Source organism: Pseudomonas sp. St316 (assembly GCF_018325905.1).
Taxonomy (GTDB): Bacteria; Pseudomonadota; Gammaproteobacteria; order Pseudomonadales; family Pseudomonadaceae; genus Aquipseudomonas.
Window position 1 is genome coordinate 1104184 of sequence record NZ_AP021901.1, and the last position, 24794, is coordinate 1128977.

The 24794-nt window shown below is 61.1% G+C and carries 25 protein-coding genes; 11 read left to right on the top strand and 14 right to left on the bottom strand.

From position 1 onward, the window contains the following. Positions 1 to 1899 carry a sulfate adenylyltransferase subunit CysN gene (gene cysN, locus KI237_RS04870; protein ID WP_212799022.1) on the top strand — a complete coding sequence of 633 codons (1899 nt, stop codon included), beginning with the start codon at positions 1 to 3 and terminating at the stop codon, positions 1897 to 1899. Between the two features lie 186 nt (positions 1900 to 2085). On the opposite strand, the gene yihG is transcribed toward cysN, so the two are convergent. The 3 genes from yihG to KI237_RS04885 are packed head-to-tail and all read right to left on the bottom strand — an operon-like array spanning position 2086 to position 5491. Further along, on the bottom strand, positions 2086 to 2994 hold the full coding sequence (gene yihG / locus KI237_RS04875) for a 1-acylglycerol-3-phosphate O-acyltransferase, YihG family (RefSeq protein WP_212799023.1): 909 nt from the start codon (positions 2992 to 2994) through the stop codon (positions 2086 to 2088). Next, the gene (pta, locus tag KI237_RS04880) at positions 2995 to 5094 is read right to left on the bottom strand and encodes a phosphate acetyltransferase (RefSeq protein ID WP_212799024.1); all 2100 of its coding nucleotides are present in this window, start codon (positions 5092 to 5094) and stop codon (positions 2995 to 2997) included. Positions 5095 to 5152: 58 nt separating this feature from the next. Beyond that, positions 5153 to 5491 (bottom strand): DUF3565 domain-containing protein, encoded by a 339-nt coding sequence (locus tag KI237_RS04885; protein WP_082534492.1) that lies wholly within the window; start codon positions 5489 to 5491, stop codon positions 5153 to 5155. Between KI237_RS04885 and KI237_RS04890 the strand changes: the two genes are divergently transcribed. From KI237_RS04890 to KI237_RS04900, 3 genes are all read left to right on the top strand, one after another. After that, positions 5460 to 5945, top strand: a complete 486-nt coding sequence (locus KI237_RS04890; protein ID WP_003178049.1) for an FKBP-type peptidyl-prolyl cis-trans isomerase — start codon at positions 5460 to 5462, stop codon at positions 5943 to 5945. The two genes, KI237_RS04885 and KI237_RS04890, sit on opposite strands and share 32 nt — an antisense overlap. A 121-nt stretch (positions 5946 to 6066) precedes the next feature. Next, complete coding sequence (locus KI237_RS04895) at positions 6067 to 6549, top strand: glutathione peroxidase (protein ID WP_212799025.1); 483 nt, start codon at positions 6067 to 6069, stop codon at positions 6547 to 6549. A gap of 245 nt (positions 6550 to 6794) precedes the next feature. Continuing rightward, positions 6795 to 7898, top strand: a complete 1104-nt coding sequence (locus KI237_RS04900; RefSeq protein ID WP_212799026.1) for an NADH:flavin oxidoreductase — start codon at positions 6795 to 6797, stop codon at positions 7896 to 7898. Between the two features lie 138 nt (positions 7899 to 8036). Here KI237_RS04900 and KI237_RS04905 read toward each other — a convergent pair whose 3' ends face one another. Both KI237_RS04905 and cysZ read right to left on the bottom strand, forming a co-directional pair. Continuing rightward, positions 8037 to 9236, bottom strand: coding sequence for a glycosyltransferase family 4 protein (locus KI237_RS04905; RefSeq protein ID WP_212799027.1), 1200 nt, complete (start codon positions 9234 to 9236; stop codon positions 8037 to 8039). 40 nt (positions 9237 to 9276) lie between these two features. Then, a complete protein-coding gene (cysZ, locus tag KI237_RS04910; RefSeq protein WP_046063556.1) occupies positions 9277 to 10032 on the bottom strand; it encodes a sulfate transporter CysZ in 756 nt (251 codons plus the stop codon). Positions 10033 to 10342: 310 nt separating this feature from the next. On the opposite strand from cysZ, the gene trxB reads away from it, so the two are divergent. After that, on the top strand, positions 10343 to 11305 hold the full coding sequence (trxB, locus tag KI237_RS04915) for a thioredoxin-disulfide reductase (protein WP_212799028.1): 963 nt from the start codon (positions 10343 to 10345) through the stop codon (positions 11303 to 11305). Between the two features lie 187 nt (positions 11306 to 11492). Here the strand turns inward: trxB and KI237_RS04920 are convergent, their stop codons facing one another. From KI237_RS04920 to KI237_RS04950, 7 genes are all read right to left on the bottom strand, one after another. Then, positions 11493 to 12743 (bottom strand): 2-aminoadipate transaminase, encoded by a 1251-nt coding sequence (locus KI237_RS04920; RefSeq protein ID WP_212799029.1) that lies wholly within the window; start codon positions 12741 to 12743, stop codon positions 11493 to 11495. Between the two features lie 295 nt (positions 12744 to 13038). Further along, positions 13039 to 13377 (bottom strand): HopJ type III effector protein, encoded by a 339-nt coding sequence (locus KI237_RS04925; RefSeq protein ID WP_207964417.1) that lies wholly within the window; start codon positions 13375 to 13377, stop codon positions 13039 to 13041. Continuing rightward, the gene (locus KI237_RS04930; protein ID WP_003205454.1) at positions 13370 to 13666 is read right to left on the bottom strand and encodes a DUF1244 domain-containing protein; all 297 of its coding nucleotides are present in this window, start codon (positions 13664 to 13666) and stop codon (positions 13370 to 13372) included. Before KI237_RS04930 ends, KI237_RS04925 begins: the two co-directional genes overlap by 8 nt. Before the next feature lie 101 nt (positions 13667 to 13767). Beyond that, entirely contained in the window at positions 13768 to 14148 is a 381-nt protein-coding gene (folX, locus tag KI237_RS04935) for a dihydroneopterin triphosphate 2'-epimerase (RefSeq protein ID WP_025211888.1), read from the bottom strand. Further along, positions 14149 to 14709 carry a GTP cyclohydrolase I FolE gene (folE, locus tag KI237_RS04940; RefSeq protein WP_212799030.1) on the bottom strand — a complete coding sequence of 187 codons (561 nt, stop codon included), beginning with the start codon at positions 14707 to 14709 and terminating at the stop codon, positions 14149 to 14151. It abuts the gene before it with no gap. A gap of 20 nt (positions 14710 to 14729) precedes the next feature. Continuing rightward, on the bottom strand, positions 14730 to 15440 hold the full coding sequence (gene folM / locus KI237_RS04945) for a dihydromonapterin reductase (protein WP_212799031.1): 711 nt from the start codon (positions 15438 to 15440) through the stop codon (positions 14730 to 14732). Between the two features lie 235 nt (positions 15441 to 15675). Continuing rightward, positions 15676 to 16236 (bottom strand): antibiotic biosynthesis monooxygenase, encoded by a 561-nt coding sequence (locus KI237_RS04950; RefSeq protein WP_212799032.1) that lies wholly within the window; start codon positions 16234 to 16236, stop codon positions 15676 to 15678. A 219-nt stretch (positions 16237 to 16455) separates the two neighbouring features. Here KI237_RS04950 and KI237_RS04955 point away from each other — a divergent pair, with 219 nt between their 5' ends. Beyond that, the gene (locus KI237_RS04955; RefSeq protein ID WP_212799033.1) at positions 16456 to 17415 is read left to right on the top strand and encodes a MerR family transcriptional regulator; all 960 of its coding nucleotides are present in this window, start codon (positions 16456 to 16458) and stop codon (positions 17413 to 17415) included. 31 nt (positions 17416 to 17446) lie between these two features. Here the strand turns inward: KI237_RS04955 and KI237_RS04960 are convergent, their stop codons facing one another. Continuing rightward, entirely contained in the window at positions 17447 to 18052 is a 606-nt protein-coding gene (locus KI237_RS04960; protein ID WP_212799034.1) for a hypothetical protein, read from the bottom strand. Between the two features lie 54 nt (positions 18053 to 18106). Continuing rightward, positions 18107 to 18580 carry a PAS domain-containing protein gene (locus KI237_RS04965; protein ID WP_212799035.1) on the bottom strand — a complete coding sequence of 158 codons (474 nt, stop codon included), beginning with the start codon at positions 18578 to 18580 and terminating at the stop codon, positions 18107 to 18109. Between the two features lie 154 nt (positions 18581 to 18734). Between KI237_RS04965 and KI237_RS04970 the strand changes: the two genes are divergently transcribed. The 5 genes from KI237_RS04970 to KI237_RS04990 all read left to right on the top strand — a co-directional run bounded on the left by KI237_RS04970 (position 18735) and on the right by KI237_RS04990 (position 24782). Next, entirely contained in the window at positions 18735 to 19190 is a 456-nt protein-coding gene (locus KI237_RS04970) for a flavodoxin (protein ID WP_212799036.1), read from the top strand. A gap of 136 nt (positions 19191 to 19326) precedes the next feature. Further along, a complete protein-coding gene (locus KI237_RS04975; RefSeq protein WP_212799037.1) occupies positions 19327 to 20109 on the top strand; it encodes a class II aldolase/adducin family protein in 783 nt (260 codons plus the stop codon). Continuing rightward, positions 20109 to 21011: an alpha/beta fold hydrolase gene (locus KI237_RS04980; protein WP_212799038.1), complete on the top strand. Its 903-nt coding sequence runs from the start codon at positions 20109 to 20111 to the stop codon at positions 21009 to 21011. Before KI237_RS04975 ends, KI237_RS04980 begins: the two co-directional genes overlap by 1 nt. A gap of 337 nt (positions 21012 to 21348) precedes the next feature. Continuing rightward, a complete protein-coding gene (locus KI237_RS04985) occupies positions 21349 to 22260 on the top strand; it encodes an SDR family oxidoreductase (RefSeq protein WP_212799039.1) in 912 nt (303 codons plus the stop codon). Positions 22261 to 22988: 728 nt separating this feature from the next. After that, positions 22989 to 24782 (top strand): DUF1302 domain-containing protein, encoded by a 1794-nt coding sequence (locus tag KI237_RS04990; RefSeq protein WP_212799040.1) that lies wholly within the window; start codon positions 22989 to 22991, stop codon positions 24780 to 24782. Positions 24783 to 24794 lie beyond the last annotated feature (12 nt).

Below are 24794 nucleotides of genomic sequence, written 5' to 3' on the forward strand. Positions count from 1 at the left end.
ATGTCGCATCAATCTGATTTGATCAGCGAGGACATCCTCGCCTACCTGGGCCAGCACGAGCGTAAAGAGCTGCTGCGCTTTTTGACCTGCGGTAACGTCGACGACGGCAAGAGCACCCTGATCGGGCGCCTGCTGCACGACTCCAAGATGATCTACGAAGATCACCTGGAAGCCATCACCCGCGATTCGAAGAAAGTCGGCACCACCGGTGACGATATCGACCTGGCGTTGCTGGTCGACGGCCTGCAGGCCGAGCGCGAGCAAGGCATCACCATCGATGTCGCCTACCGCTATTTCTCCACCGCCAAGCGCAAGTTCATCATCGCCGATACCCCGGGCCATGAGCAGTACACCCGCAACATGGCCACCGGTGCTTCTACCTGTGACCTGGCGATCATCCTGGTTGACGCGCGCTACGGCGTGCAGACCCAGACCCGCCGCCACAGCTTCATTGCCTCGTTGCTGGGCATCAAGCACATCGTCGTGGCCATCAACAAGATGGACCTCAAGGACTTCGACCAGGGCGTATTCGAGTCGATTAAGGCCGATTACCTGAAGTTCGCCGAAGGCTTGAAATTGAAGCCCACCAGCATGCACTTCGTGCCGATGTCGGCCCTCAAGGGCGACAACGTGGTGAACAAGTCCGAGCGTTCGCCGTGGTACACCGGTCAGTCGCTGATGGAAATCCTCGAAACCGTGGAAGTGGCGGGCGACCGCAACTTCACCGACCTGCGTTTCCCGGTGCAGTACGTCAACCGTCCGAACCTGAACTTCCGCGGCTTCGCTGGCACCCTCGCCAGCGGCATCGTGCACAAGGGCGACGAAGTGGTGGTGCTGCCGTCGGGCAAGAGCAGCCGGGTGAAATCCATCGTCACCTTCGAAGGCGAGCTGGAGCATGCAGGTCCTGGCCAGGCGGTCACGCTGACCATGGAAGACGAGATCGACATCTCCCGTGGCGACCTGTTGGTGCATGCCGACAACGTGCCGCCGGTCACCGACAGCTTCGAAGCGATGCTGGTGTGGATGGCCGAAGAGCCGATGCTGCCGGGCAAGAAATACGACATCAAGCGCGCCACCAGTTATGTGCCGGGCTCGATTGCCAGCATCGTCAACAAGGTGGATGTGAACACCCTGGAAGAAGGTCCGGCCAGCGCGTTGCAGCTCAACGAAATCGGCAAGGTGAAGATCGCCCTGGATGCGCCGATCGCCTTGGACGGTTACGAGAGCAACCGCACCACCGGCGCGTTCATCGTCATCGATCGCCTGACCAACGGTACGGTCGGTGCCGGCATGATCGTCGCCCAGCCGTTGCTTCACGGCAGCAGCACGCACCACGGCAAGCTGGCCCATGTGTCGGTGGAAGAACGCGCCCAGCGCTTCGGCCAGCAGCCGGCCACCGTCTTGTTCAGTGGCCTGTCGGGCGCCGGCAAAAGCACGCTGGCCTATGCGGTCGAGCGCAAGTTGTTCGACTCGGGCCGTGCGGTCTTTGTTCTCGATGGCCAGAACCTGCGTCATGACCTGAACAAGGGCTTGCCACAGGATCGTGCCGGGCGTACCGAGAACTGGCGTCGTGCGGCGCATGTCGCCCGTCAGTTCAACGAGGCCGGCCTGCTGACCCTCGCCGCGTTTGTCGCCCCGGATGCCGAAGGCCGCGAACAGGCCAAGGCGCTGATCGGCAAGGAGCGTCTGCTGACGGTCTACGTCCAGGCCTCGCCAACGGTGTGTGCCCAGCGTGATCCGCAAGGGTTGTATGCCGCCGCTGGCGACAACATCCCAGGCGAATCCTTCCCGTATGACGTACCGCTGGATGCCGACCTGGTGATCGACACCCAGTCGCTGACGTTGGAAGAGAGCGTCAAGCAGGTGCTGGATCTGCTGCGCAAGCGTGGGGCGATCTAAGGACCGCTGCTTCTAGCTTCTAGCTTCAAGCGGCAAGTAAAAGCCCGCGGATGAGTGATCATCTGCGGGCTTTTTTGTTGTCTGTAGGACGCTATCGCGAGCAAGCTCGCTCCCACAGTAGATTTGTGGTGTTCGCACATACCTTGTGGGAGCGAGCTTGCTCGCGATTGGGCCAGTGCAGCCACCTCAAGACTTGGGGGGATACTCGCGATGCATCTGTTCAAGCAGCGCATCCTTGTCCTGCCACAACTGGTTGATCCAACCCTGGAATTCCAGGCGATACGCGCCGTCCTGATCGTAGTTCTTGCCGATGAACTGCGGTGGGATCTTCAGTTCCTGGAAATGCACCACCACCTCGCCCACCTTGCCGCAGAGCAAATCCCAATACCCCGGACGACCGCCCGGATAATGAATGGTCACGTTGATGATCGACTCCAGTTGTTCACCCATGGCATCCAGTACAAACGCGATGCCGCCGGCCTTGGGCTTGAGCAGGTAGCGAAACGGTGACTGCTGCTGGGCATGCTTGCCGTCGGTGAAGCGCGTGCCTTCGACAAAATTGAAAATGCCCACGGGGTTGTCGCGAAACTTCGCGCAGGTCTTGCGGGTGGTTTCCAGGTCCTTGCCTTTCTTTTCCGGGTGCTTTTCCAGGTAAGCCTTGGAGTAGCGCTTCATGAACGGGAAGCCCAGCGCCCACCAGGCCAGGCCGATCACCGGCACCCAGATCAGTTCCTGCTTGAGAAAGAACTTCAACGGCCGGATGCGTCGGTTCAGCACGTACTGCAACACCATGATGTCGACCCAGCTCTGGTGGTTGCTGGTGATCAGGTACGAATGCTGGTAATCCAGACCCTCCAGGCCGTCGAGGTGCCAGCGGGTACGACGCAGCAGGTTCATCCAGGCCTTGTTGTTGCTGATCCAGGCTTCGTGGATGTGGCCCATCAGCCAGTTGGTGAAGCGCTGGCCGGTGGGGAAGGGCAGCAACAGCTTGAAAATCGCCACGATGAACAGCGGCGTGCAGCAGGCGATGGTGTTCAGCGCCAACAGCAGCGAGGCAATGACGCCGCGCAAGGGGGCAGGCAGGAAGTCCAGCATTTAAATGTCCAAAGGTCGGTTGGCGGCTTGGATCGCGGTCAGGGCGATGGTGTACACGATGTCGTCGACCTGGGCGCCGCGTGGCAAGTCGTTCACCGGTTTGCGCAAGCCTTGCAGCATCGGCCCGAGGCTGACGCAATCGGCGCTGCGCTGCACGGCCTTGTGGGTGGTGTTGCCGGTGTTGAGGTCCGGGAAGATGAACACCGTTGCCCGGCCGGCCACCTGGCTGTTGGGCGCCAATTGCCGTGCCACGGTTTCGTTGGCGGCGGCGTCGTATTGCAACGGACCATCGATCAACAGGCCGTGCTGGGCTTCGTGGGCCAGCAGGGTGGCTTCGCGAACTTTTTCCACTTCTTCGCCACTGGCTGACTCACCGCTGGAGTAGCTGAGCATCGCCACCCGTGGCGTGATGCCGAACGCGGCGGCCGAGTCGGCACTTTGCAGGGCGATTTCCGCCAGTTCCGCGGCGCTGGGGTGCGGGTTCATCACGCAGTCGCCGTAGACCAGCACTTCTTCGGGGAACAGCATGAAAAACACCGAGGACACCAGCGAGCATCCTGGCGCGGTCTTGATCAGTTGCAGGGCCGGACGGATGGTATTGGCGGTGGAGTGGATGACGCCAGATACCAGCCCGTCCACTTCATCCAGGGCCAGCATCATGGTGCCGATGACCACGGTGTCTTCCAGTTGCTGCTCGGCCATCGGTGCGTTCAGGCTTTTGCTCTTGCGCAACCTCACCATGGGTTCGACATAACGCTCGCGAATCGAATCCGGATCGAGAATCTCCAGCCCCGGCGGCAGTTCGATGCCTTGGGCGCGGGCCACTGCCTCGACGTCGGCCGGTTTTGCCAGCAACACGCAGCGCGCGATGCCCCGGGCCTGGCAAATGGCGGCGGCCTGGACGGTCAACGGTTCGCTGCCCTCGGGCAGTACGATACGTTTGTTGGCGGCCTGGGCGCGCTGGATCAACTGATAGCGGAACACCGCTGGCGACAGGCGCATCTCCCGAGGCGTGCCGCAGCGCTGGTGCAGCCACTTGGCGTCCAGGTGGCTGGCGACAAAATCGGTGATGATCTCCGCACGTTCGCGGTCATCAATGGGGATTTCCTTGTTCAGGCCGTTGAGCAGGTTGGCGGTGTCATAGGAACCGGTGCTCACCGACAGCACCGGCAACCCCGCCTGCAACGCGCCGCGGCACAAGTCCATGATGCGCGGGTCGGGCAGGGTGTCGCTGGTCAGCAGCAGGCCGGCCAGCGGCACGCCGTTGATCGCGGCCAGGCTCACCGCGAGGATGATGTCGTCGCGATCGCCGGGGGTGACCACCAGCACGCCGGGCTTGAGCAGTTCCACGGTGTTGCGCATGGTGCGGGCACAAATGATGATGTTGCTCATGCGCCGGGTTTCGTAGTCGCCGGCATTGAGCACCTGCGCGCCCATCAGGTCGGCCACGTCACGGGTGCGCGGGGCGTTGAGTTCGGGGCGAAACGGGATGCAACCGAGCAGGCGGAAATCGCCGCTGCGCAGCAAGGGCGAGTGCTCCTTGAGCCGTGAGGAAAACGCCTCCATGCTTTCGTCGGTGCGGACCTTGTTCAGGATCACCCCGAGGACTTTCGGGTCCTTCGGCCCGCCAAACAACTGCGCCTGCAACTCTACCCGGCCAGACAGTTCGGTCAGCACTTCGTTTTCCGGTGCCGACACCAGGATGACCTCGGCGTCCAGGCTCTTGGCCAAGTGCAGGTTGACTCGGGCGGCGTAGCTGGCGCTGCGGGTCGGGACCATGCCTTCGACCACCAGCACATCCTTGCCGATGGCCGCTTGCTGATAAAGGGTAATGATTTCTTCCAGCAGCTCATCGAGCTGGCCGTCACCGAGCATGCGTTCTACGTGAGCCAGGCCCAGGGGCTGCGGCGGCTTGAGGCCGTGGGTGCGGGCCACCAGTTCAGTGGAGCGTTCCGGCCCGGTGTCGCCAGGGTGAGGCTGGGCAATGGGTTTGAAAAAGCCGACTTTCAGCCCGGCCCGTTCAAGTGTACGCACCAGCCCGAGGCTGATGGAGGTCAGACCCACACCAAAATCGGTGGGTGCGATAAAAAAAGTTTGCATGCGGATTCTCTAAAGGTGCATGGCAAGGGCGAGGCTATAACTGCCGTCTACCGTCAATTCAGTCGCCAAGGTTATCGCTAACCGGGCCTTGAGCGCACCAGCCGCAATCAAAGGGCTGGCCTATTTTTTCAATACGTTGCCCAGGGTCCAATACCCAGGCCCGGGACTGCCACGGCGGCTGGTGGCGCAGATGCTGGGTGTGGCCACAGGACAGCTCGGCCACCCAGTGTCCGTCCTCGTCCTGATGGAAACCGGTGACCGTTGGTCTGTTCGAGCAGGCCCGTTTGTCCGGGTTCCGTTCGCTTTCGGGCAAATCCTTGTTTAGACTTGTCCGTTCTTCATTCTTATGCAAAAGGTCTCGCCCCATGCTGATCGCCGCCAATAAGGCTGTCTCCATCGACTATACCCTGACCAACGACGCTGGTGAGGTCATCGACAGCTCTGCCGGCGGCGCTCCGCTGGTCTACCTGCATGGCGCAGGCAACATCATCCAGGGCTTGGAAAAAGCCCTGGAAGGCAAAACGGTCGGTGACGACCTGGACGTTACCGTCGAGCCGGAAGACGCCTATGGCGAGTACTCCGCCGAACTGGTCAGCACCCTGAGCCGCAGCATGTTCGAAGGCGTCGATGAGCTGGAAGTGGGCATGCAGTTCCACGCCTCGGCACCCGATGGCCAGATGCAGATCGTCACCATCCGCGACCTGGAAGGCGACGACGTTACCGTTGACGGCAACCACCCGTTGGCCGGCCAGCGCTTGAACTTCAAAGTCAAGATCGTCGACATCCGTGACGCCAGCCAAGAAGAAATTGCCCATGGTCACGTCCATGGCGAAGGCGGCCATCACCACTGATTTGTGCGCTACGCTCAAATGACCAGTGAACTGGAAAGGCGCCATACGGCGCCTTTTTAGTCGGTTGCTGTTAGCATCATCCATGGCTGTTTCGAAAAGATCTGCAAACCTGGAGTTCGTCATGAGTGCTTTCCACGACCTTAAACTCAAAGCCCTGGATGGTCAGGAGCTTGCTCTGGCGCCGTTCAAGGGGCAAGTCGTGCTGGTGGTCAACGTCGCCTCCAAATGTGGCCTGACACCTCAATACGCGGCGCTGGAAAATCTTTATCAGCAATACAAGGCCAAGGGGTTCAGCGTACTGGGCTTGCCCTGCAATCAGTTCGCCGGGCAGGAACCGGGGACCGAGCAGGAAATCCAGGAATTTTGCAGCCTCAACTACGGCGTGACGTTCCCGCTGTCCAGCAAGCTGGACGTGAACGGCCATGATCGTCACCAGTTGTACCGCTTGCTGGCGGGTGAGGGAGCCGAATTTCCCGGCGACATCACCTGGAACTTCGAAAAATTCCTGCTCGGCAAGGATGGCCGGGTGCTGGCGCGTTTCTCTCCACGTACGGCGCCGGATGATCCTGCCGTGATCCAGGCGATTGAAAAGGCGCTGAGCTAAGCCATGCGCTGAACTTTTGTGGCGAGGGAGCTTGCTCCCGCTCGGTTGCGCAGCAACCGTAAAAAGGGGCCGCTACGCAGCCCAGCGGGAGCAAGCTCCCTCGCCACGGATGTTGCGTTGAGCCATCGCCTCAGCGCTTGCTTTTGATCCTTAATCATTCAAATCAATAGTGCTACCCAGCGCTCACCAGGCTCCATATTATCATCGTAATATCCGACCTGTGACTTCGTCCCATGGAGTGCCTCATGCCTGCAAAAGCCCTGTTCAAACCTTTCCGCCTCGGCGCGCTCGAGTTGCCGACCCGGGTGGTGATGGCGCCGATGACCCGTTCCTTCTCGCCGGGCGGCGTGCCCAATGCCAAGGTCATCGAGTATTACCGTCGCCGCGCGGCGGCCGGGGTTGGCCTGATCATCACCGAGGGCACGACGGTTGGGCACAAGGCTTCCAACGGCTACCCGAACGTACCGCACTTCTATGGCGATGGTGCGTTGGCCGGCTGGAAGAAAGTGGTTGATGCGGTGCATGCCGAGGGCGGCAAGATCGTTCCACAACTGTGGCATGTGGGCAGTGTGCGCCGCATCGGCACCGAGCCGGACGCCAGCGTGCCGGGCTATGGCCCGACCGAAAAGCTCAAGGACGGTCAGGTGGTGGTCCACGGCATGACCCAGGGGGACATTGACGAGGTCATCGCCGCGTTCGCCCAGGCGGCAAAAGACGCTCAAAGCATCGGCATGGACGGCGTGGAAATCCACGGCGCCCACGGCTACCTGGTGGACCAGTTCTTCTGGGAAGGCAGCAACCAGCGCACTGACGGTTACGGCGGCAGTTTGGCCAACCGTTCGCGCTTTGCGATCGAGTTGATCCGTGCTGTGCGCGCGGCGGTGGGCGAGGGGTTCCCGATCATTTTCCGGTTCTCCCAATGGAAACAGCAGGACTACACCGCACGCCTGGTGCAGACCCCTGAAGCCCTGGGCGAATTCCTCAAGCCGTTGTCTGACGCCGGCGTGGATATTTTCCACTGCTCGACACGGCGCTTCTGGGAGCCGGAGTTCGATGGCTCTGAGTTGAACCTGGCCGGCTGGACCCGCAAGCTCACCGGCAAACCCACCATCACCGTTGGCAGCGTTGGCCTGGATGGCGAGTTCCTGCAGTTCATGGTCAACACCGACAAAGTCGCGCAACCGGCCAGCCTGGAAAAACTGCTGGAGCGCCTGAACAACGACGAGTTCGACCTGGTGGCGGTGGGGCGTGCGCTGCTGGTGGATCCGGACTGGGCGCAGAAAGTCCGTGAAGGGCGGGAGCAGGAAATCTTGCCGTTCAGTCGCGAGGCGTTGATGACGTTGGTTTAAGCGGCGCCTGATCTGACGCTATCGCGAGCAAGCTCGCTCCCACAGGGGGATCTTTGTCGAACTCCAGACTGTTGTTCGCTGAAGATCAAATGTGGGAGCGAGCTTGCTCGCGATGGCGATCTCAATATCGCCGAAGGTTCAGCGCACTGTCGGCGCAGCAGGCATCACTGGCTCGTCGACACAAACCCCGCGCAACTGCGCCTCGAACTGCTCGATCACCGACGCCCAGCCCTGGCGACTGGCATGCTGGCGCGCATTGAGCCGCACGCAACGCAAAGTCTCGCGCTCCTCCAGCAGCCAGCGGGCGGCATCGCAGAACGCCTCCTCATCCCCTGGCATCGCCAGCACGCCGTTGTAGCCGTGGCGAATGTGTTGCGCCGCCGCGGCCTGATCGTAGGCCACCACGCCCAGCCCGGACGCCAGCGCCTCCAGCACCACATTGCCGAAGGTTTCGGTCAGGCTCGGAAAGACAAAGACATCCCCGGACGCATAATGACTGGCCAGCGCCTCGCCGCGTTGCGAGCCACAAAAGATCGCTTCGGGCAGTTCCTGCTCCAGCGCGCGGCGCTGCGGACCGTCGCCGATGACTACCAACTTCATCCGTCGCCCCGGGAAAGCGCGGCACAGCGTGGCAAAACTGCGTTTGAGCAGCCCGAGGTTTTTCTCCGCAGCCAAGCGTCCGACGTGGATCACGGCGATGTCATCGTCGCCCAGGCCCCACGCCTCACGTAGGCTCGCCGAGCGCTTGACCGGATGAAACAGTTGGCTGTCCACGCCGCGCGACAGCAGCGCCACGCGCTCGAAATGCCGTCTCTCCAGTTCCAGGCGCTGGCTGAGGCTGGGTACCAGGGTCAGGCTGGAGCGGTTGTGAAACCAGCGCAGGTAATGGGTGAGCCCGCGACTCAACAGCCCGAGGCCGTACTGTTGGGTGTATTGCTGGAAGTTGGTGTGGAAGCCGCTGACCACCGAGATACCCAGGCGTCGGGCCGCGCGCAGTGCCGACAGGCCCAGCGGTCCTTCCGTGGCAATGTACAGCACGTCGGGACGATGGCGTTTCCAGCGCCTGAGCAGTTTGTGCATCGAAGCCTGGCCCCACTGCAACCCCGGATAGCCCGGTAGCGGCCAGCCCCGGCACAGCAGCAACTGCTCGTCACTGGCCTGGCGTTGGTCGTCGACCTGGCGCGGCCGTATCAGCTCGACCTGATGCCCGCGGGCGCGCAACCCGTCGTACAGGCGGCCCAGGGTATTGGCCACGCCATTGATTTCCGGCGGGAAGGTTTCGGTGATCAGGGTAATGTGCAGGGGTGTGGTCATGACCCCAGTGTCGACCGGGGCCATTTCGTCATTGTGACGCCAGGATGATGGATTTATGACGGGCTCAGCCCTGGCGGGCCAACGCGGTCTCGGCGCCTTGCTCACGGACCCAGAACAACGTCGCCCCGGCCACCGCCGCCGGCATCATCAGGATGTTGACCACCGGGATCAGCAGCACCAGGTACACGCTGCCGCCAAAGCCCAGGCTTTGCCAGCGCTTTTCCCGCAGCCAGGCGAGCATTTCGTTCCAGCCCAGCTTGTGGTTGTCCGCCGGGTAGTCGATGTACTGGATCGCCATCATCCACACGCCGAACAGCAGCCACAGGGGGGCCGCCACCAGGTTGACCACGGGGATGAACGACAGCACGAACAGCCCCAGGGCGCGAGGCAGGAAATAGCCGAGCTTGCGCGCTTCCCGGCCGAGGGTCCGCGGGACCATGGCGATCAACTCGGCCCAACTGAAGGCCGGGAAATCGTCGGTGCCACGAATGACCACTTCGACTTTTTCCGCGAGAAAGCCGTTGAACGGTGCGGCGATGACGTTGGCGAGCATGGTGAAGGTGAAAAACACCATCAGCACGACGAGTACCACGAACAGCGGCCAGAGGACATAACTGAGGAAACTGAGCCAGTCCGGCAGCGACGGCATCAGCGTATCGACCCACAGACTGAACTGATGGCCGGCCAGGTAAATCAATCCGACGAACAGCACCAGGTTGATCGCCAGGGGCAAGAGTACGAACAGGCGCAGGCCCGGGCTCAAGACCAGCTTGAGGCCCTCTCGCAAATATTGCGGGCCGGACAGGACGGGGGCGGGCATAGGTGGCTCCGAGCGAAGGTGAACGCGCCGACCTTACCGGCTTTGCCACGCCCGGGAAAGCGGCGACATGGCGTGTAACAACGTTTCTTGAGGCGAAGGCGCCTATCGAAGGGGCCGCGGGGGATAGAGCTCACCTATGAGCTGGATTGTTAAACCGTATTTCCTTAATCTTCGCTCCCTCGATACGCTGCACCCATTCTTTTTCAGGACCGTCGAACCCAAGCCTTCCCCAAGTGCGTCAACGGTCCTTTTTATTCACGCCGCTCACCCGGCGTTCCGGCCCGCAAGGTCCGGTCAACAGGAGCAGGTCATGTCTGAAGTGCGTCATTCGCGAGTGATTATTCTCGGTTCCGGCCCCGCCGGTTACAGCGCTGCGGTTTATGCGGCCCGTGCCAACCTCAAGCCGCTGCTGATCACCGGCATGCAGGCCGGCGGTCAATTGACCACCACCACCGAAGTCGACAACTGGCCGGGCGACGTCCACGGCCTGACCGGCCCGGCCTTGATGGAACGCATGAAGGAGCACGCCGAGCGCTTCGAGACCGAGATCGTTTTCGATCACATCAATGCCGTGGATTTCGCCGCCAAGCCATACACCTTGACCGGCGACAGCGCGACCTACACCTGCGATGCCTTGATCATCGCGACCGGTGCCAGCGCTCGTTACCTGGGCCTGCCGTCGGAAGAAGCCTTCATGGGTAAAGGTGTTTCCGCCTGCGCCACCTGCGACGGTTTCTTCTATCGCAACAAGCCCGTGGCTGTTGTCGGTGGCGGCAACACTGCGGTCGAGGAAGCGCTGTACCTGGCCAACATCGCCAGCACGGTCACCCTGATCCACCGTCGCGAGACTTTCCGCGCCGAGAAGATCCTGATCGACAAGCTCAATGCCCGTGTCGCCGAAGGCAAGATCATCCTCAAGCTCAACGCGACCCTGGACGAAGTGCTGGGCGACAACATGGGCGTGACCGGTGCCCGCCTGAAGAACAACGACGGCAGCTTCGACGAGATCAAGGTTGACGGCGTCTTCATCGCCATCGGCCACACCCCGAACACCTCGTTGTTCGAAGGCCAGCTGGAACTCAAGGACGGCTATCTGGTGGTCAAGGGCGGCCGCGACGGCAACGCCACTGCCACCAGCGTCGAAGGTATCTTCGCGGCCGGCGACGTGGCCGACCACGTCTACCGCCAGGCGATCACCTCGGCCGGTGCCGGTTGCATGGCAGCCCTGGACACCGAGCGCTACCTGGATGGCCTGCAGAACGTTTCGTTCTGATCCGCCAGGCATGAAAAAACCGGCTTCGGCCGGTTTTTTCATGCCTGGATTCTGTCGGTGATCCCCCTGTGGGAGCGAGCTTGCTGGCGATGGCGGTGTATCAGTCAACATCGAGGTTGGCTGACCTGACGCTATCGCGAGCAAGCTCGCTCCCACAGGTTTTTTGTGTGGTCAGAAACAGTGCATTTCAGGCCAGCTTCGCCAAGCACGCCTCCAAAATATCCAAACCCTCTTCCAGCACTGCCGGCTCGGTCGTCAATGGCGCCAGCAATCGAATGATGTGTCGCGATTTTCCGCTGGGCATCAGCAGCAAGCCCGACTCCCGTGCCAGGGCCAGCAGTTGTGTCAGTTGTGCCGAGGCCGGGGTGCCGTCGGGGTGGGTCAGCTCGATGCCGCGCATCGCGCCGACGCCGGTCAGGCGACCCAGGTAGGGCGTCAGCCCACGGTTGCGCCAGGATTGGTAGCGGCTGACGATCGCCTCCTCCTGTTGCGAGCCCCAGGCGTGCAGGTTGGCATCGGTCATTTCAGCCAGGGTCGCCAGGGCGGCGGCGCAGGCGATGGGGTTGCCCGAGTAGGTGCCGCCCAGGCCGCCCTTGGGCAGGTTGTCCAGCAGCGCCTTGCGTCCCACCACCGCGCCCAAGGGCACGCCGCCGGCAATACTTTTACCGAGCAGGACCAAGTCAGGCTCGATGCCTAGCCGCGAGAAGGCAAATCGCTGGCCGGTGCGGCCGAAGCCGGACTGGATCTCATCGATGATCAGCACAATGCCCTTGTCGTCGCAGAACTGCCGCAGGGCCTGGGCGAAGGGCGCATCCATCGCCAGGAAGCCGGCTTCGCCCTGCACCGGCTCGACAATGAAACAGGCCACGTCATTCACGTCGATCTCGACGCTGAACAGCCGCTCCATGGCCTTCAAAGCTTCTTCGCCGGTGATGCCGTTGTCCTTGCTGGGGTACGGCAGGTGATACACCGGCCCGGGCAGTACGCCGACTTTCTGCTTGTAAGGCGCGACCTTGCCGTTGAGGTTGAGGGTCGCCAGGGTGCGACCGTGAAAGGCACCATCGAACGCAATCACGGCGGTACGGCCCGTGGCGCCGCGTACGATCTTCAAGGCGTTCTCCGCCGCTTCGGCGCCGCTGTTGGTGAGCATGCCGCTGACCGGGTAGTCCAGCGGGATAAACGCCGCCAGGCGCTCCATCAATTCAATGTACGGCGTATGGGGGGCGGCATTGAATGCGTAGTGCGTGAGCCGGGTGGCCTGTTCACGGATTGCCTCGACGATGCGCGGATGGCAATGGCCGAGGTTCAACACACCGATGCCGCCGACGAAATCGATGTAGCGCTTACCGTCGGTGTCCCAGACCTCGGCATTCTTGCCGTGGCTGAGGCTGACGGGATGCACGATGGAGATCGATTGGCTGATGGTTTCGCTGCTCATGGATGACGGCCCGGACAATGGAGAAATTTCCGTTATCTAAGCCGCGAGCAGAGGGGCCCGGCAAACGAAATAAAGTTGCCGGGTCAATCTTAAAAGTCGGGATGTGGAACGGCTACCCTCAATGGGAAGAACGCGGTCCTCGTGGCTAGGGTATCTATCTGTGGGGCTAAGACTTATGGGAGGGCTTGCCCGCGATGAACGATAACGCGGTTCGGCTGTTAAACCTCGGCGTGGCCATCGCGGGCAAGCCATGCTCCCACAGATAAATCCCCTCACCACAAAAGCGGGGCTCAGATCAGCGCCGTTGCAGCGGCTGTGCCTCGAACGTCACGCCGGCCAACCCGTGGGCCATTAGCGCGCGGATATTGCCGTGATCGCTGCCTTCGGGCGTTGCCAACACCGAGCGGTAATGTTCGCCGAACGCCAGCAAGGCTTCTTCGTCGCTCAAGCCTTCGAGCAGCGCCAGGCCCAGGGTCTTGCAAGAGCCTTCGTTCTGCCCGGCGGCGTTTTCTACGCCACCGTTGTTGAAGGCCTGAGGCTGGTAGTCGTAGCCGGCGGCGATAAAGGCCAGGGTGTCGGCGAAGGCATGTTCGCCACTCTTGAGGCGGGTACGCAGGGTATTGAGATCAGGCATCGGGTTTTCCTTTGGCGAAGGCCGCCTGTTGTTCGGCGCTGGCTTCTTTCTGGTATTGGGCTTTCCATTCGGCGTACGGCATGCCGTAGACCACTTCGCGGGCGTCGTCGAGGCTGACCTCGACCTGGCGTTCATCGGCGGCGGCCTTGTACCACTTGGACAGGCAGTTGCGGCAGAAGCCGGCGAGGTTCATCAGATCGATGTTCTGCACATCCTTGCGGCTGTCCAGGTGGGCAACCAGCCGACGGAAAGCGGCGGCTTCGAGCTCGAGGCGTTGTTGGTCGTTCATGGTGGTCTCTGGGGGGCAGCTTCAAGGGGCAAGCTTCAAGCTGCAAGTTGATGTGCGGTCTTCATTCAGGCTTGAAGCTTACAGCTTGAGGCTTGTAGCTGCTATGAAGTAGCCCGACTTGCCGCAAGGGTAATCGACACCGACTCGGCAAATCGCAAGGCGTGGGGCTTGTCGACTTCGACTTCGGCGTACAGCACCGATTCGTTGGCCATGACCAGGTCGAGCAATTCCTGGGTCAGGCGTTCGAGCAGGGCGAAGCGGTTGCCTTCCACGTGGGCGATGATCGCCTTGGTGATGGTGCGGTAGTTCAACGCGTGGTCGATGTCGTTGTCGCGCACCGCCTCCTGGGCTGCGTAAAGGATGGTCAGGTTGATCAACACATCCTGCTTGTTGAGGATTTCATCTTCGTTGATGCCGATGAAGGTCCGCAAGCGCAGGTCCTTGACCTTGATGCGTGCCATGGCTGGCTGAAGTTGTGGCATTTACTTGCTCCGTCGAATCAATTGCAGGAACTCCTGGCGCGTGGTGCTGGAATCGCGAAAGGCGCCGAGCATCACCGAGGTGTTCATGGTCGAGTTCTGTTTTTCGACACCGCGCATCATCATGCACATGTGCTGGGCCTCGATCACCACCGCCACGCCAGCGGCCTGGGTGACCTGCTGCACCGCGTCGGCGATTTGCCGGGTCAGGCTCTCCTGGATCTGCAGGCGACGGGCGAACATGTCCACCAGTCGGGCGATTTTCGACAGCCCCAGGACCTTGCCCGTAGGAATATAAGCCACATGGGCCTTGCCGATGAAGGGCAACAGGTGATGTTCGCAGAGTGAATAGAGTTCGATGTCGGCGACGATCACCATTTCATCGCTGTCAGAGGCGAACAGCGCGCCGTTGACGATCTGCTCGACGCTTTGTTCATAGCCATGGCAAAGGTACTGCATGGCCTTGGCGGCACGCACCGGGGTATCGAGCAGACCCTCGCGCTCAGGGTTTTCCCCCAGGCCTATAAGGATCTCGCGGTAGTTCTGGGGCAGGGATAGCGTCATGGTGCATCCTCGAAACAAGGCTATTTGACGTGCCGCCCGCCGTTGACGGTCAGGGTCGTGCCGGTGACATAAGGGTTGTCCAGCAGATAACGCAGGCTCTGGTAGATCACTTCGCTGCCGGGTTCGATGCCCAGCGCGGACTTGGCCAGGGCCTTGGCGCGGTAAGCCGCGTCGTCCTCGGGGTTGAACAGTAGCAGGGCCGGGGCGATGCCGTTGACCTTGATCGCCGGGGCGAACTTCGCCGCGAACGACAGGGTCAGGCTTTCCAGGCCGGCCTTGGTGGCGCAATAGGCGATATGCCGGGTGCTGCCCTTGCGGGTCACATCATCGCTGATGTGCACGATATCCGCCGGGGTTGAACGCTGCAGCAGCTCGGCGCAGTGCAGGTTGATCAGGTAAGGCGCAAGCATGTGCACGCCGAACATGGCGTTGAAGGCCGCGGCTTCGTTGCCCGGGTCTTCGGCCAGCCAGGCCGAGGCGTTGTGCACGATGGCCCGCAGCCGGTCGGTGTGCTGCTTGAGTTGTTCGATAAAGGCCAGAATCCCCGCTTCGCTGGAGAAGTCGGCAAACAGCATGACCGCGCCCAGGTCCCGCAGCATCTGCACGCCAGGACGTTCGGTTCGGTAGGTCGCGATCACCGGTTGCCCGCCTTCCAGCAATCGCCGGGCGCAATGCAGCCCGACGCGCTGGGCTGCGCCAGTGATCAGGATCGGGACGGTGGCGCTGGACATAGGACGGCTCGGTTCACGGCAAGAGCAAAACTATAACAGCGACGCGGGGCGCCTCCTATGTACAAAGGTGAATCCAGAGTTCCCCTGTGGGAGCGAGCTTGCTCGCGATGGCGGTGTATCAGTCAACATCAATGTTGGCCGACCTGACGCTATCGCGAGCAAGCTCGCTCCCACAGGTTTTTTGTCGTCCATGAATTCGGGGCAGCCACAGGGATCAATGCCGAGGCGGGCGACATCAATGATGCTGCGTAGCCGGCAACGTCCTCGACGGCGCGCCGTTGAGCCAGTTCGCCAGCAGATGGGTCGACATCGGGATAAACAGGTAGACCATCAGTGGTGTCAGGATCAGCGTGCTGATGAACACGCGGCTCAACAGGCCCAGTTCGCCCAGCAGCGGCCCCAGCAGGAAATTGAACAACAGCGAGACGGGAAAAAACGCCAGCCAGATGGCCACGGCCTGTTTCCAGCGTGGCGGACGCTGGCCGACCGCGCCGAACCAGCCATCGATGCCACGCACCCGGTGTTCGGAGGGATGGGCAAACAGATCGCTGCCGCGTCCCAGCCAGGCGGTGCGGGAGGCCGAGTGTTCCCAGGCGTGCAGGGTCTGCTCGTCGGCAAAACGGAAGATGATCTGGAATTCATCGTCCTGGGGCGGTGGAGCGAGCACGCCGGAACCCAGGTAGCCAGGAAAGTCGGTGGCCAGTTGTTCGCCTTCGCGCAACCAGGCGATCAGGTCCTGATAACGTCCGTTGGCGACGCGGCGGGCAACCATCAAGGTGACGGGTGAGGTAGACATTATGTATCTCCGTAAGACAGGCGCGGCACTCCGGGTAGGAGGTTCGCTGGGGACGCCCCGGGGTGGTGGGTTGCGTCTGGTCGCCAAAAAACAGGCAAGGATTATTCCTGATTGTGCGTAAAACAACAAAATCGCAAATCGAATACGTTTGTTCTTGTCATGACGTGTCTTGGAGGAGGAAACTGGGATCCAATTTGCCAGCCGGAATTGTCTGCCAAAATGAGTGTGATCACAGGGGATGGCTTTGTTTTCAAGGCATCAAGTGCCTTAAAACGGGAAGACTTGTTCCCCATTCGCGAAGTCGCGCGCATGACCGGCGTGAATCCCGTGACCCTGCGCGCATGGGAGCGACGCTACGGTTTGATCCAACCCACCCGCACCGAAAGCGGGCATCGCCTGTACTCGTTGAGCGACATCGAAAAGGTCCGCAGCATCCTGGCCTGGATCGAGCGCGGCGTGGCCGTGAGCAAAGTGGGTAAGATCCTGGCCAAGACCGAGTCGGTGCAACCGGTCTCCACGCTGATTTCATCGGATCTGGTCAAGGCCGATCACGCCCGGTGGCAGCAACAGGTGGCGGACGCGGTAGGCAACTTTGACGATGTGGAACTGGATCGCGTCTACGGACAGGTCTTTTCCACTTACAGCGTGCCGATCGTCTTCCAGGACATCCTGATGCCGCTTTGGCGAGAAATGCTGCATCGCCAGCCAGAGTTCGGGCAAATCAGTGAATGGGTGTTTTTGGATGGGTTCCTGCGTTCGCGCATCATCCAGCGACTTTTGCTCAAGCGCGAAGGTCAGTCGCCGCGTGTCCTGGTCTGTGCCATCGCCGGCCAGTGCCGTGAATTGGAGTTGCTGGTCACGGCGCTGTTCCTGTCCAAGGCGGACGTGGGCGTCAGGGCGCTGTCGATCGGCCTGCCGTTCGAGGAACTGGCCCTGGTGTGCCAGAAGATTCAGCCAATGGCATTGGTGCTGGTTTCCAATCATGCGCCGGCTCCAGACTTGCCCAAGCGCCTGGGCAAGTTGGCGATGAGCCTGGATTGTCCGTTGATGCTAGCCGGTGATGCATCCGATCTGGCACAGGAGGGCCTGGTTGGATCGTCGATCGGTTGTCTGGGGAGTGAGGGGACAGTCATGCGCCAGCGCTTGCGTCAATTCCTGGCGGGCAACCTGGATACCTGAATGGAGTGTCCTGTATTTGCGAAACAGGACACTAGAGGTGCATGGTCGGATGGGTCAGGCGATGTTGCTGCAGGATGTACTGGCGCAGGCGCTCCGTCTCGTCCTGGTCATTCTGGCTCAGGTGGTAGGCAAACAGACCGCGAGCGGTTTCCCGTTCGAAGACGCCCCGCAACGAAATCCGCTCGTAGCCTGACGGGCTGAACCACAAGGCAAACTGCTTCGGCGGCTTGGTACGGCTGCGGTTCTCCAGCAATACGCCTTTGCAGGAGACTTCGTGGACCCACAGCGGTCCTGGCTGGCCCTTGATATTTTCCAGCGCCACCGGCTCTTCGAGCGTCAGGCGCCATGGGCGTATCTTCGGTCCGTCCTCGTAGATGCTCGGCACCCCCAGGCGCAGGTGCATCGCATGGAATTCGTCTTCCACCAGATGCAGCGGAAAGGTCATTTGCTGGTTTTCGAAATTGGCTTGCAACGTAACCTGCTCATTTGCCGCCAGACGTGTCAGCAAGTCACGGATCTGCGACCCACCGTTGACCAGCAAGCTCGACGTGACATCCCGCTCGTTCAACTGCGGGTTGTGTTGCATGGTCCGGATGAAATCCAGTTCATCCTGCGTCAGAAGGGCATCGCGCTGCATGATCGGCTCGAAATGATGATTTACATTTTCACTGGTGATTGTAGTGACTGACCATTAATTCGTGGTTTTGTTTGCACCGTTCGTCGCTTCGAGCCGAGCAATCGTTTCCCGGGCTTCGGCCAGCTCCTTTTCCAGCTGGGCGACGCGTTGTTGAGCCTTGACCTGGGTCGTGACGTCTTTTTGCACACCGACGAAATAGGTATGCCCGTCAGCCTGGTTTTTTACCGTGGACAATGACAACTCGTTCCAGAACGGCGTGCCGTCCTTGCGGTAGTTGCGCAGCACCTCACGACAGGCGCCGCTCTCTCGCAAGGCCTTGCGAATCGGTTCCAGGGACGGTTGGTCCCGATCACCCGACTGCAGGAAGCGGCAATCCTGGTAAAGAATTTCATCGCGGTTATAGCCGGTCAAGCGTTCGAAGGCCGGGTTCACATAGATCAGAATATTGTCTTCGCCTTCTTTTTCAGCGATGACAATCCCGTCGTTGGAAGCATTGATGACCAGCTGCATCAGTTGAGCGTTGATCATTGGAAGAGCCCTTTTGCACATCCTTGTTGAAGCCGCATTTTAGAAGAAATCGACAAGCTGTCCACTGGCCATTGCTGCCGTTGAGAGCCATTCGCAGCCTGGCAGGTGCAACTGTTACTATCCCGGCTCTTTTTTCAGGTTCAGGATCAGATTGATGAAAGTCGCCATTCTTTCCGGCTCGGTCTATGGCACCGCCGAAGAAGTCGCCCGGCACGCCGCCAAACTGCTTCGCGAGGCAGGCTTTGAAACCTGGCACGACCCTCGTGCGACCCTGGCGGATGTGCAGGCATTCGCACCAGAGGTCGTGCTGGCAGTGACTTCCACGACCGGCATGGGTGAGTTGCCGGACAATTTGATGCCGTTGTATTCGGTCATCCGCGACCAGTTGCCCGGGTTCTTTCGTGGTTTGCCTGGCGCGGTGATCGGCCTGGGCGACGCCAGCTATGGGGATACTTTCTGCGCCGGCGGCGAGCAGATGGGCGAGCTGTTCGCCGAACTGGGTGTACGCGAGGTGCTGCCGATGCTGCGTCTGGATGCCAGCGAAAGCGTCACGCCGGAAACCGATGCCGAGCCATGGCTCGCTGAGTTGATCGACACGTTGCGCCCTTGAAGCGCAGGCGCTGACTCGTTCGGCCAGTAAGCTGGCTGCCAATGCAACTACCGCCTCTGAAAGAGCTGACTAGACTGAATTTCTTGCGTACGACGTTTCGAACGAGACATATAACAAGAAACCAGAGGTCACAGCCGTGAGCGTAGCGCCCATCCAAACGACACTCAGCATCAAGGATCAGGTCAGTGCGGCCGAATGGCAAACCCGGGTGGACCTTGCCGCCTGTTATCGGCTTGTCGCGCTGCAGGGTTGGGATGACCTGATCTTCACTCACATTTCCGCAAAGGTTCCCGGTACCGAGGATTTTCTGATCAACCCGTTCGGGATGATGTTCCATGAAATCACCGCCTCGAGCCTGGTCAAGGTCGATCAGGCCGGCAACAAGTTGATGGACAGCCCCTACGAGATCAACCCGGCCGGCTACACCATCCACAGCGCGGTGCATGAGGTGCGCCATGATGTGGCCTGTGTGCTGCACACCCACACCGCTGCTGGCGTGGCGGTATCGGCCCAGAAGCAGGGGGTGCTGCCGATCAGCCAGCAATCGCTGTTCGTGCTGTCGAGCCTGGCCTATCACGCCTACGAAGGGGTGGCCTTGAATCACGAAGAAAAGGCTCGCTTGCAGGCGGACCTGGGCGAGAGCAACTTCCTGATGCTGCACAACCATGGCTTGCTGACCTGCGGCGGGACCATCGCCGATACCTTCCTGATGATGTTCACCTTTCAGCGGGCCTGTGACATCCAGGTCCTGGCGCAGAGCGGCGGGGCCGAACTGATTGCCATCGAGCCGCAGATCCTGGCTGGCGCCCGGGCGATGATCGCCGGGGTGAGCAAAAGCGCCCAGGGCATGGGCGGCGCGTTGGCCTGGCCGGCGTTGTTGCGCAAGCTCGACCAACAAGACGGCGGGTATAGAAGCTGATGCCCCTGGCCCAGATTCCCCTGCGTATCTGGCGCCAGCGCAGCCAGATCTTCATGTTCCGTGGTCATGCCATCCGTTACTGGGTGGCCGGCCAGGGCGAGCCGCTGCTGCTGATCCACGGTTTCCCCACCGCCAGTTGGGACTGGCATTACCTTTGGCAACCGTTGGCGCAACGCTACCGGGTCATCGCTTGCGACATGCTCGGTTTCGGCGACTCCGCCAAACCAACAGATCACGTCTACAGCCTGCTGGAGCAGGCCGATCTGCAACAGGCCCTACTGGCGCACCTGAATGTGAGGGGCGCGCTGCATGTGCTGGCCCACGACTACGGTGACAGCGTGGCCCAGGAACTGCTGGCGCGGCATTACGAAGCGCGCATCCACCTCGCCAGTTGTGTCTTTCTCAATGGTGGCCTGTTCCCGGAAACCCACCGTCCGGTCTGGGCCCAGAAACTGTTGCTCAGCCCCTTGGGTTGGCTGTTGGGGCGGGCGTTCTCCCGGGAAAGCCTGGTCAGCAGTTTTAGGCAGATTTTCGGCCCCCGGACCTGCCCCACTGAAAGCGAGCTGGATGATTTCTGGAGCCTGGTAGACGCCCATCGCGGTCCGCGGATCATGCACAAACTCATCAGCTATATTCCCGAGCGCTGTGTGCAGCGCGATCGCTGGGTACAGGCGATGCAGCGCGGCGACGTGCCTTTGCGGGTGATTGACGGCGCGGTCGACCCGATTTCCGGTGAACACATGGTGGCGCGCTACGAGGCCCTGGTCCCGAACCCGGACACGGTGTTGTTGCCCGACATCGGTCATTACCCGCACACCGAGGCACCCGTGCAGGTGCTCAAGCATTACCTGGCGTTTCGTGAAGCCATCGCCGCGCCGCGCCGACAAATGGCCTGTTCCTGACGATACCTTGTGGGAGTGAGCTTGCTCGCGATGGCGCCAGCACATCCAACATCTATCCTGACTGAAAGACCGCTATCGCGAGCAAGCTCGCTCCCACAGTAGATATCGATTGTGAATACAGAGTTTGTGGGCGACAAAAATCCCCCTGTGGGAGCGAGCCTGCTCGCGATAGCGGTGCCTCTACCAGCAGGAAAATCGAATGTGCCGCCCTGGCCTGGGCCTGCATCATCCCCCCGCCTTATCGGCCAACATTCACTTGTAATCGTGTTGATTGTGACCGGCCGACTTGTGCCGGACACTCGTGCCCATTGTCCTGTCCGCCTGCTGGAGTTCTGCCATGAGTGAGTCTGTGCGCTTCGAAGATAAAGTCGTGATCGTCACGGGAGCCGGCGGAGGTCTGGGACGCGCCCATGCGCTGCTGTTCGCCAAACAAGGCGCGAAAGTGCTGGTCAACGACCTGGGGGGTTCGGCTCAAGGGGAAGGGGCCAACGCCTCGGCAGCAGACCGGGTGGTCGCCGAAATCCGCGAGGCGGGGGGCATCGCCGAGGCCAACCACGACTCGGTGACCGATGGCGACAAGCTGGTACAAAATGCGCTCGACGTGTTCGGCCGCGTCGATGTGGTGGTCAACAACGCCGGGATCCTGCGGGACAAGACATTCCACAAAATGGACGACGCCGATTGGGACCTGGTCTACCGCGTCCACGTCGAAGGTGCCTACAAGGTGACCCGCGCCGCGTGGCCGCACCTGCGTGAGCAAAACTATGGGCGGGTGATCTTCACCGCTTCCACCTCCGGCATCTATGGCAACTTCGGCCAATCCAACTACGGCATGGCCAAGCTCGGTCTTTATGGCCTGACGCGGACCCTGGCCATCGAAGGGCGCAAGAACAATATCCTGGTCAATGCCATCGCCCCCACCGGCGGCACCCGCATGACCGAAGGCCTGATCCCGCCGCAGGTATTCGAGCAACTCAAGCCCGAACTCGTCAGCCCGTTGGTGGTGTACCTGGCCAGTGAAGCCTGCCAGGAAACCTCCGGCCTGTTCGAAGTGGGCGGCGGCTGGATGGGCAAGGTGCGCTGGGAGCGCAGCCTGGGGGCCGGCTTCGACCCGCGCAAAGGTTTCTCGCCCGAAGACGTCGCCGCTCATTGGCAGCAGATCTGTGATTTCGAGGATGCGGTGCATCCGAATGACAACTTGGAAGCGTTGAGGGAAATGATGGCGAATCTGCAACGCTACGCTGTTTAAGGTTCTGCCTCGTCCATTTGAGGTTTCATGGCCGAGGTGAACCCGTGGCGAGGGAGCTTGCTCCCGCTGGGCTGCGTAGCGGCCCCTTTTTGGTGAGCGCTGCGCGCTCAAGCGGGAGCAAGCTCCCTCGCCACGAGGATCACGTCAACCGTTGCTAACGGTACGGCACGTTTCTTCGAGGTATTCCTCGCCTCGCCTGACGCATACCGCCTTCAATCTTCCCCCGATACCAACGCATCTCTTCAACGAGCGGCGCTATGCCTTCGGGAGTGCCTGCCAGGCTGCGCATAAAAAAGGCCGCTGCAAAAAAGCAGCGGCCTAAACATGACGTTGCAAAGGAGCTACAAATCAACGTCGTTACACACGGGATGATGGACCGATGCGCCAATCCATCCGAATGACGGTGCGCCAGGCATGAGGGATGCCATGACGACTTGTGCTGGCAGGCCCGTTGCTCTGCAAGCACGGCCAGCATAGGCATCGAGCCCGGTGGGAAACAGCCCGGTTCCGGACATGCACCGTTGCAGGGCGCGTAACAGTCGCGGGCCCGGTATGAATATGCGCGGCGCTGATGACCCATCATCCAGACCATCCATGCACGGCGCAAAGGCCCGCGGTGCAAGGGCTGTAATCCTTTTTAGGTACAGCGCGAATACCTCCTTGGTGCGCTTATCGCCCATGGCGTGCGGCAGTAGGGTGAAGCCTCTGTCACTCACCGGGGAAGACGCATGACAACAATAACAATGCGCGCCATCTTCAAGCCGCAGGCGCTGGCCGTCGCGGTGGCCTTGGGTTGCTGTGCCCAGGCGCAGGCCGTTTCATTCAACATTGGCGAGATCGAGGGGCAGTTCGACTCGTCGCTGTCCGTGGGCGCAAGCTGGGGCATGCGCGATGCCGACAAGGACCTGGTCGGCACGGTCAACGGCGGCCGGGGCCAGTCCTCCACCGGTGATGATGGGCGGCTGAATTTCAAGAAAGGCGAGACCTTTTCCAAAATCTTCAAAGGCCTGCACGACCTCGAACTCAAGTACGGCGATACCGGTGTGTTCGTGCGCGGCAAGTACTGGTATGACTTCGAGCTCAAGGATGAGGGTCGCGAGTTCAAGGACATCAGCGACAGCAACCGCAAGGAAGGCGCCAAGTCCTCAGGGGCGCAGATTCTCGATGCCTTCGTCTATCACAACTATTCCATCGCTGATTTGCCGGGCACCGTGCGCGCTGGCAAGCAAGTGGTCAGTTGGGGGGAAAGTACCTTCATCGGCAACTCCATCAACAGCATCAACCCGGTGGACGTGTCGGCGTTCCGTCGTCCCGGTGCGGAGATCAAGGAAGGCCTGATCCCGGTGAACATGCTGTTCGCCTCCCAGGGCCTGACCGACAAGCTCACCATCGAAGGTTTCTACCAGTTGGAATGGGACCAGACCGTCGTCGATAACTGCGGTACGTTCTTCGGCAACGATGTGGTGGCCGATGGTTGCACCCGTGGCTACACCGTGGGCAGCCCGGCGATTGCGCCGTTCGTGCCATTGACCGAGGCATTCGGCCAGGGCATCCAGGTGTCCAGCGAAGGCGTGGTCATTCCCCGTAGTGGCGACCGTGATGCCCGTGACTCCGGCCAGTGGGGTACCGCGTTGCGCTGGCTCGGCGATGATACCGAGTACGGCCTGTACTTCATGAATTACCACAGCCGTACGCCTACTGTGGGCACCATCACGGCAGGTTCCTCTACGCTGGCCGCCTTGCCGGGAATGGTCTCGATTGCCAACGTTCTGGCCCCAGGCAGCGGCAGCGGCCTGGCACAAAGCGTCATGCTGGGGCGCGGCCAGTATTACCTTGAATACCCCGAAGACATTCGCCTGTACGGTGCCAGTTTCTCCACCACGCTGCCCACCGGTACTGCATGGACCGGCGAGATCAGCTACCGCCCCAATGCGCCGGTGCAGCTCAATACCAACGACCTGACCCTGGCCTTGGTCAACCCGATTGCCGGCGGCGCCGCGTCGCCCATCGCCACCACTCCGGGGGCGGACAATACCGGTTACCGGCGCAAGGAAGTCACCCAGATCCAGAGCACCATGACGCACTTCTTCGACCAGGTGCTGGGTGCCGATCGACTGACGCTGGTGGGCGAGGCGGCGGCGGTGCACGTCGGTGGCCTGGAGTCCAAGGACAAGCTGCGTTATGGCCGTGATTCGGTCTATGGCCAGTATGGCTTCCGGGGTGACACCGATGGCTTCGTCACTTCGACATCCTGGGGTTATCGCGCCCGGGCGATCCTCGATTACTCCAACGTGATCGGCGGGGTGAACTTCAAGCCCAACGTGTCCTGGTCCCATGACGTGGCCGGATATGGCCCCAACGGTCTGTTCAACGAAGGCGCCAAGGCTGTCAGCGTTGGTGTCGATGCCGATTACCGCAACACCTACACCGCCAGCTTGAGCTACACCGACTTTTTTGGCGGCGATTACAACGTTCTCGAAGACCGCGACTTCCTCGCGCTGAGCTTCGGCGTGAACTTCTGATCTGGCTGACAA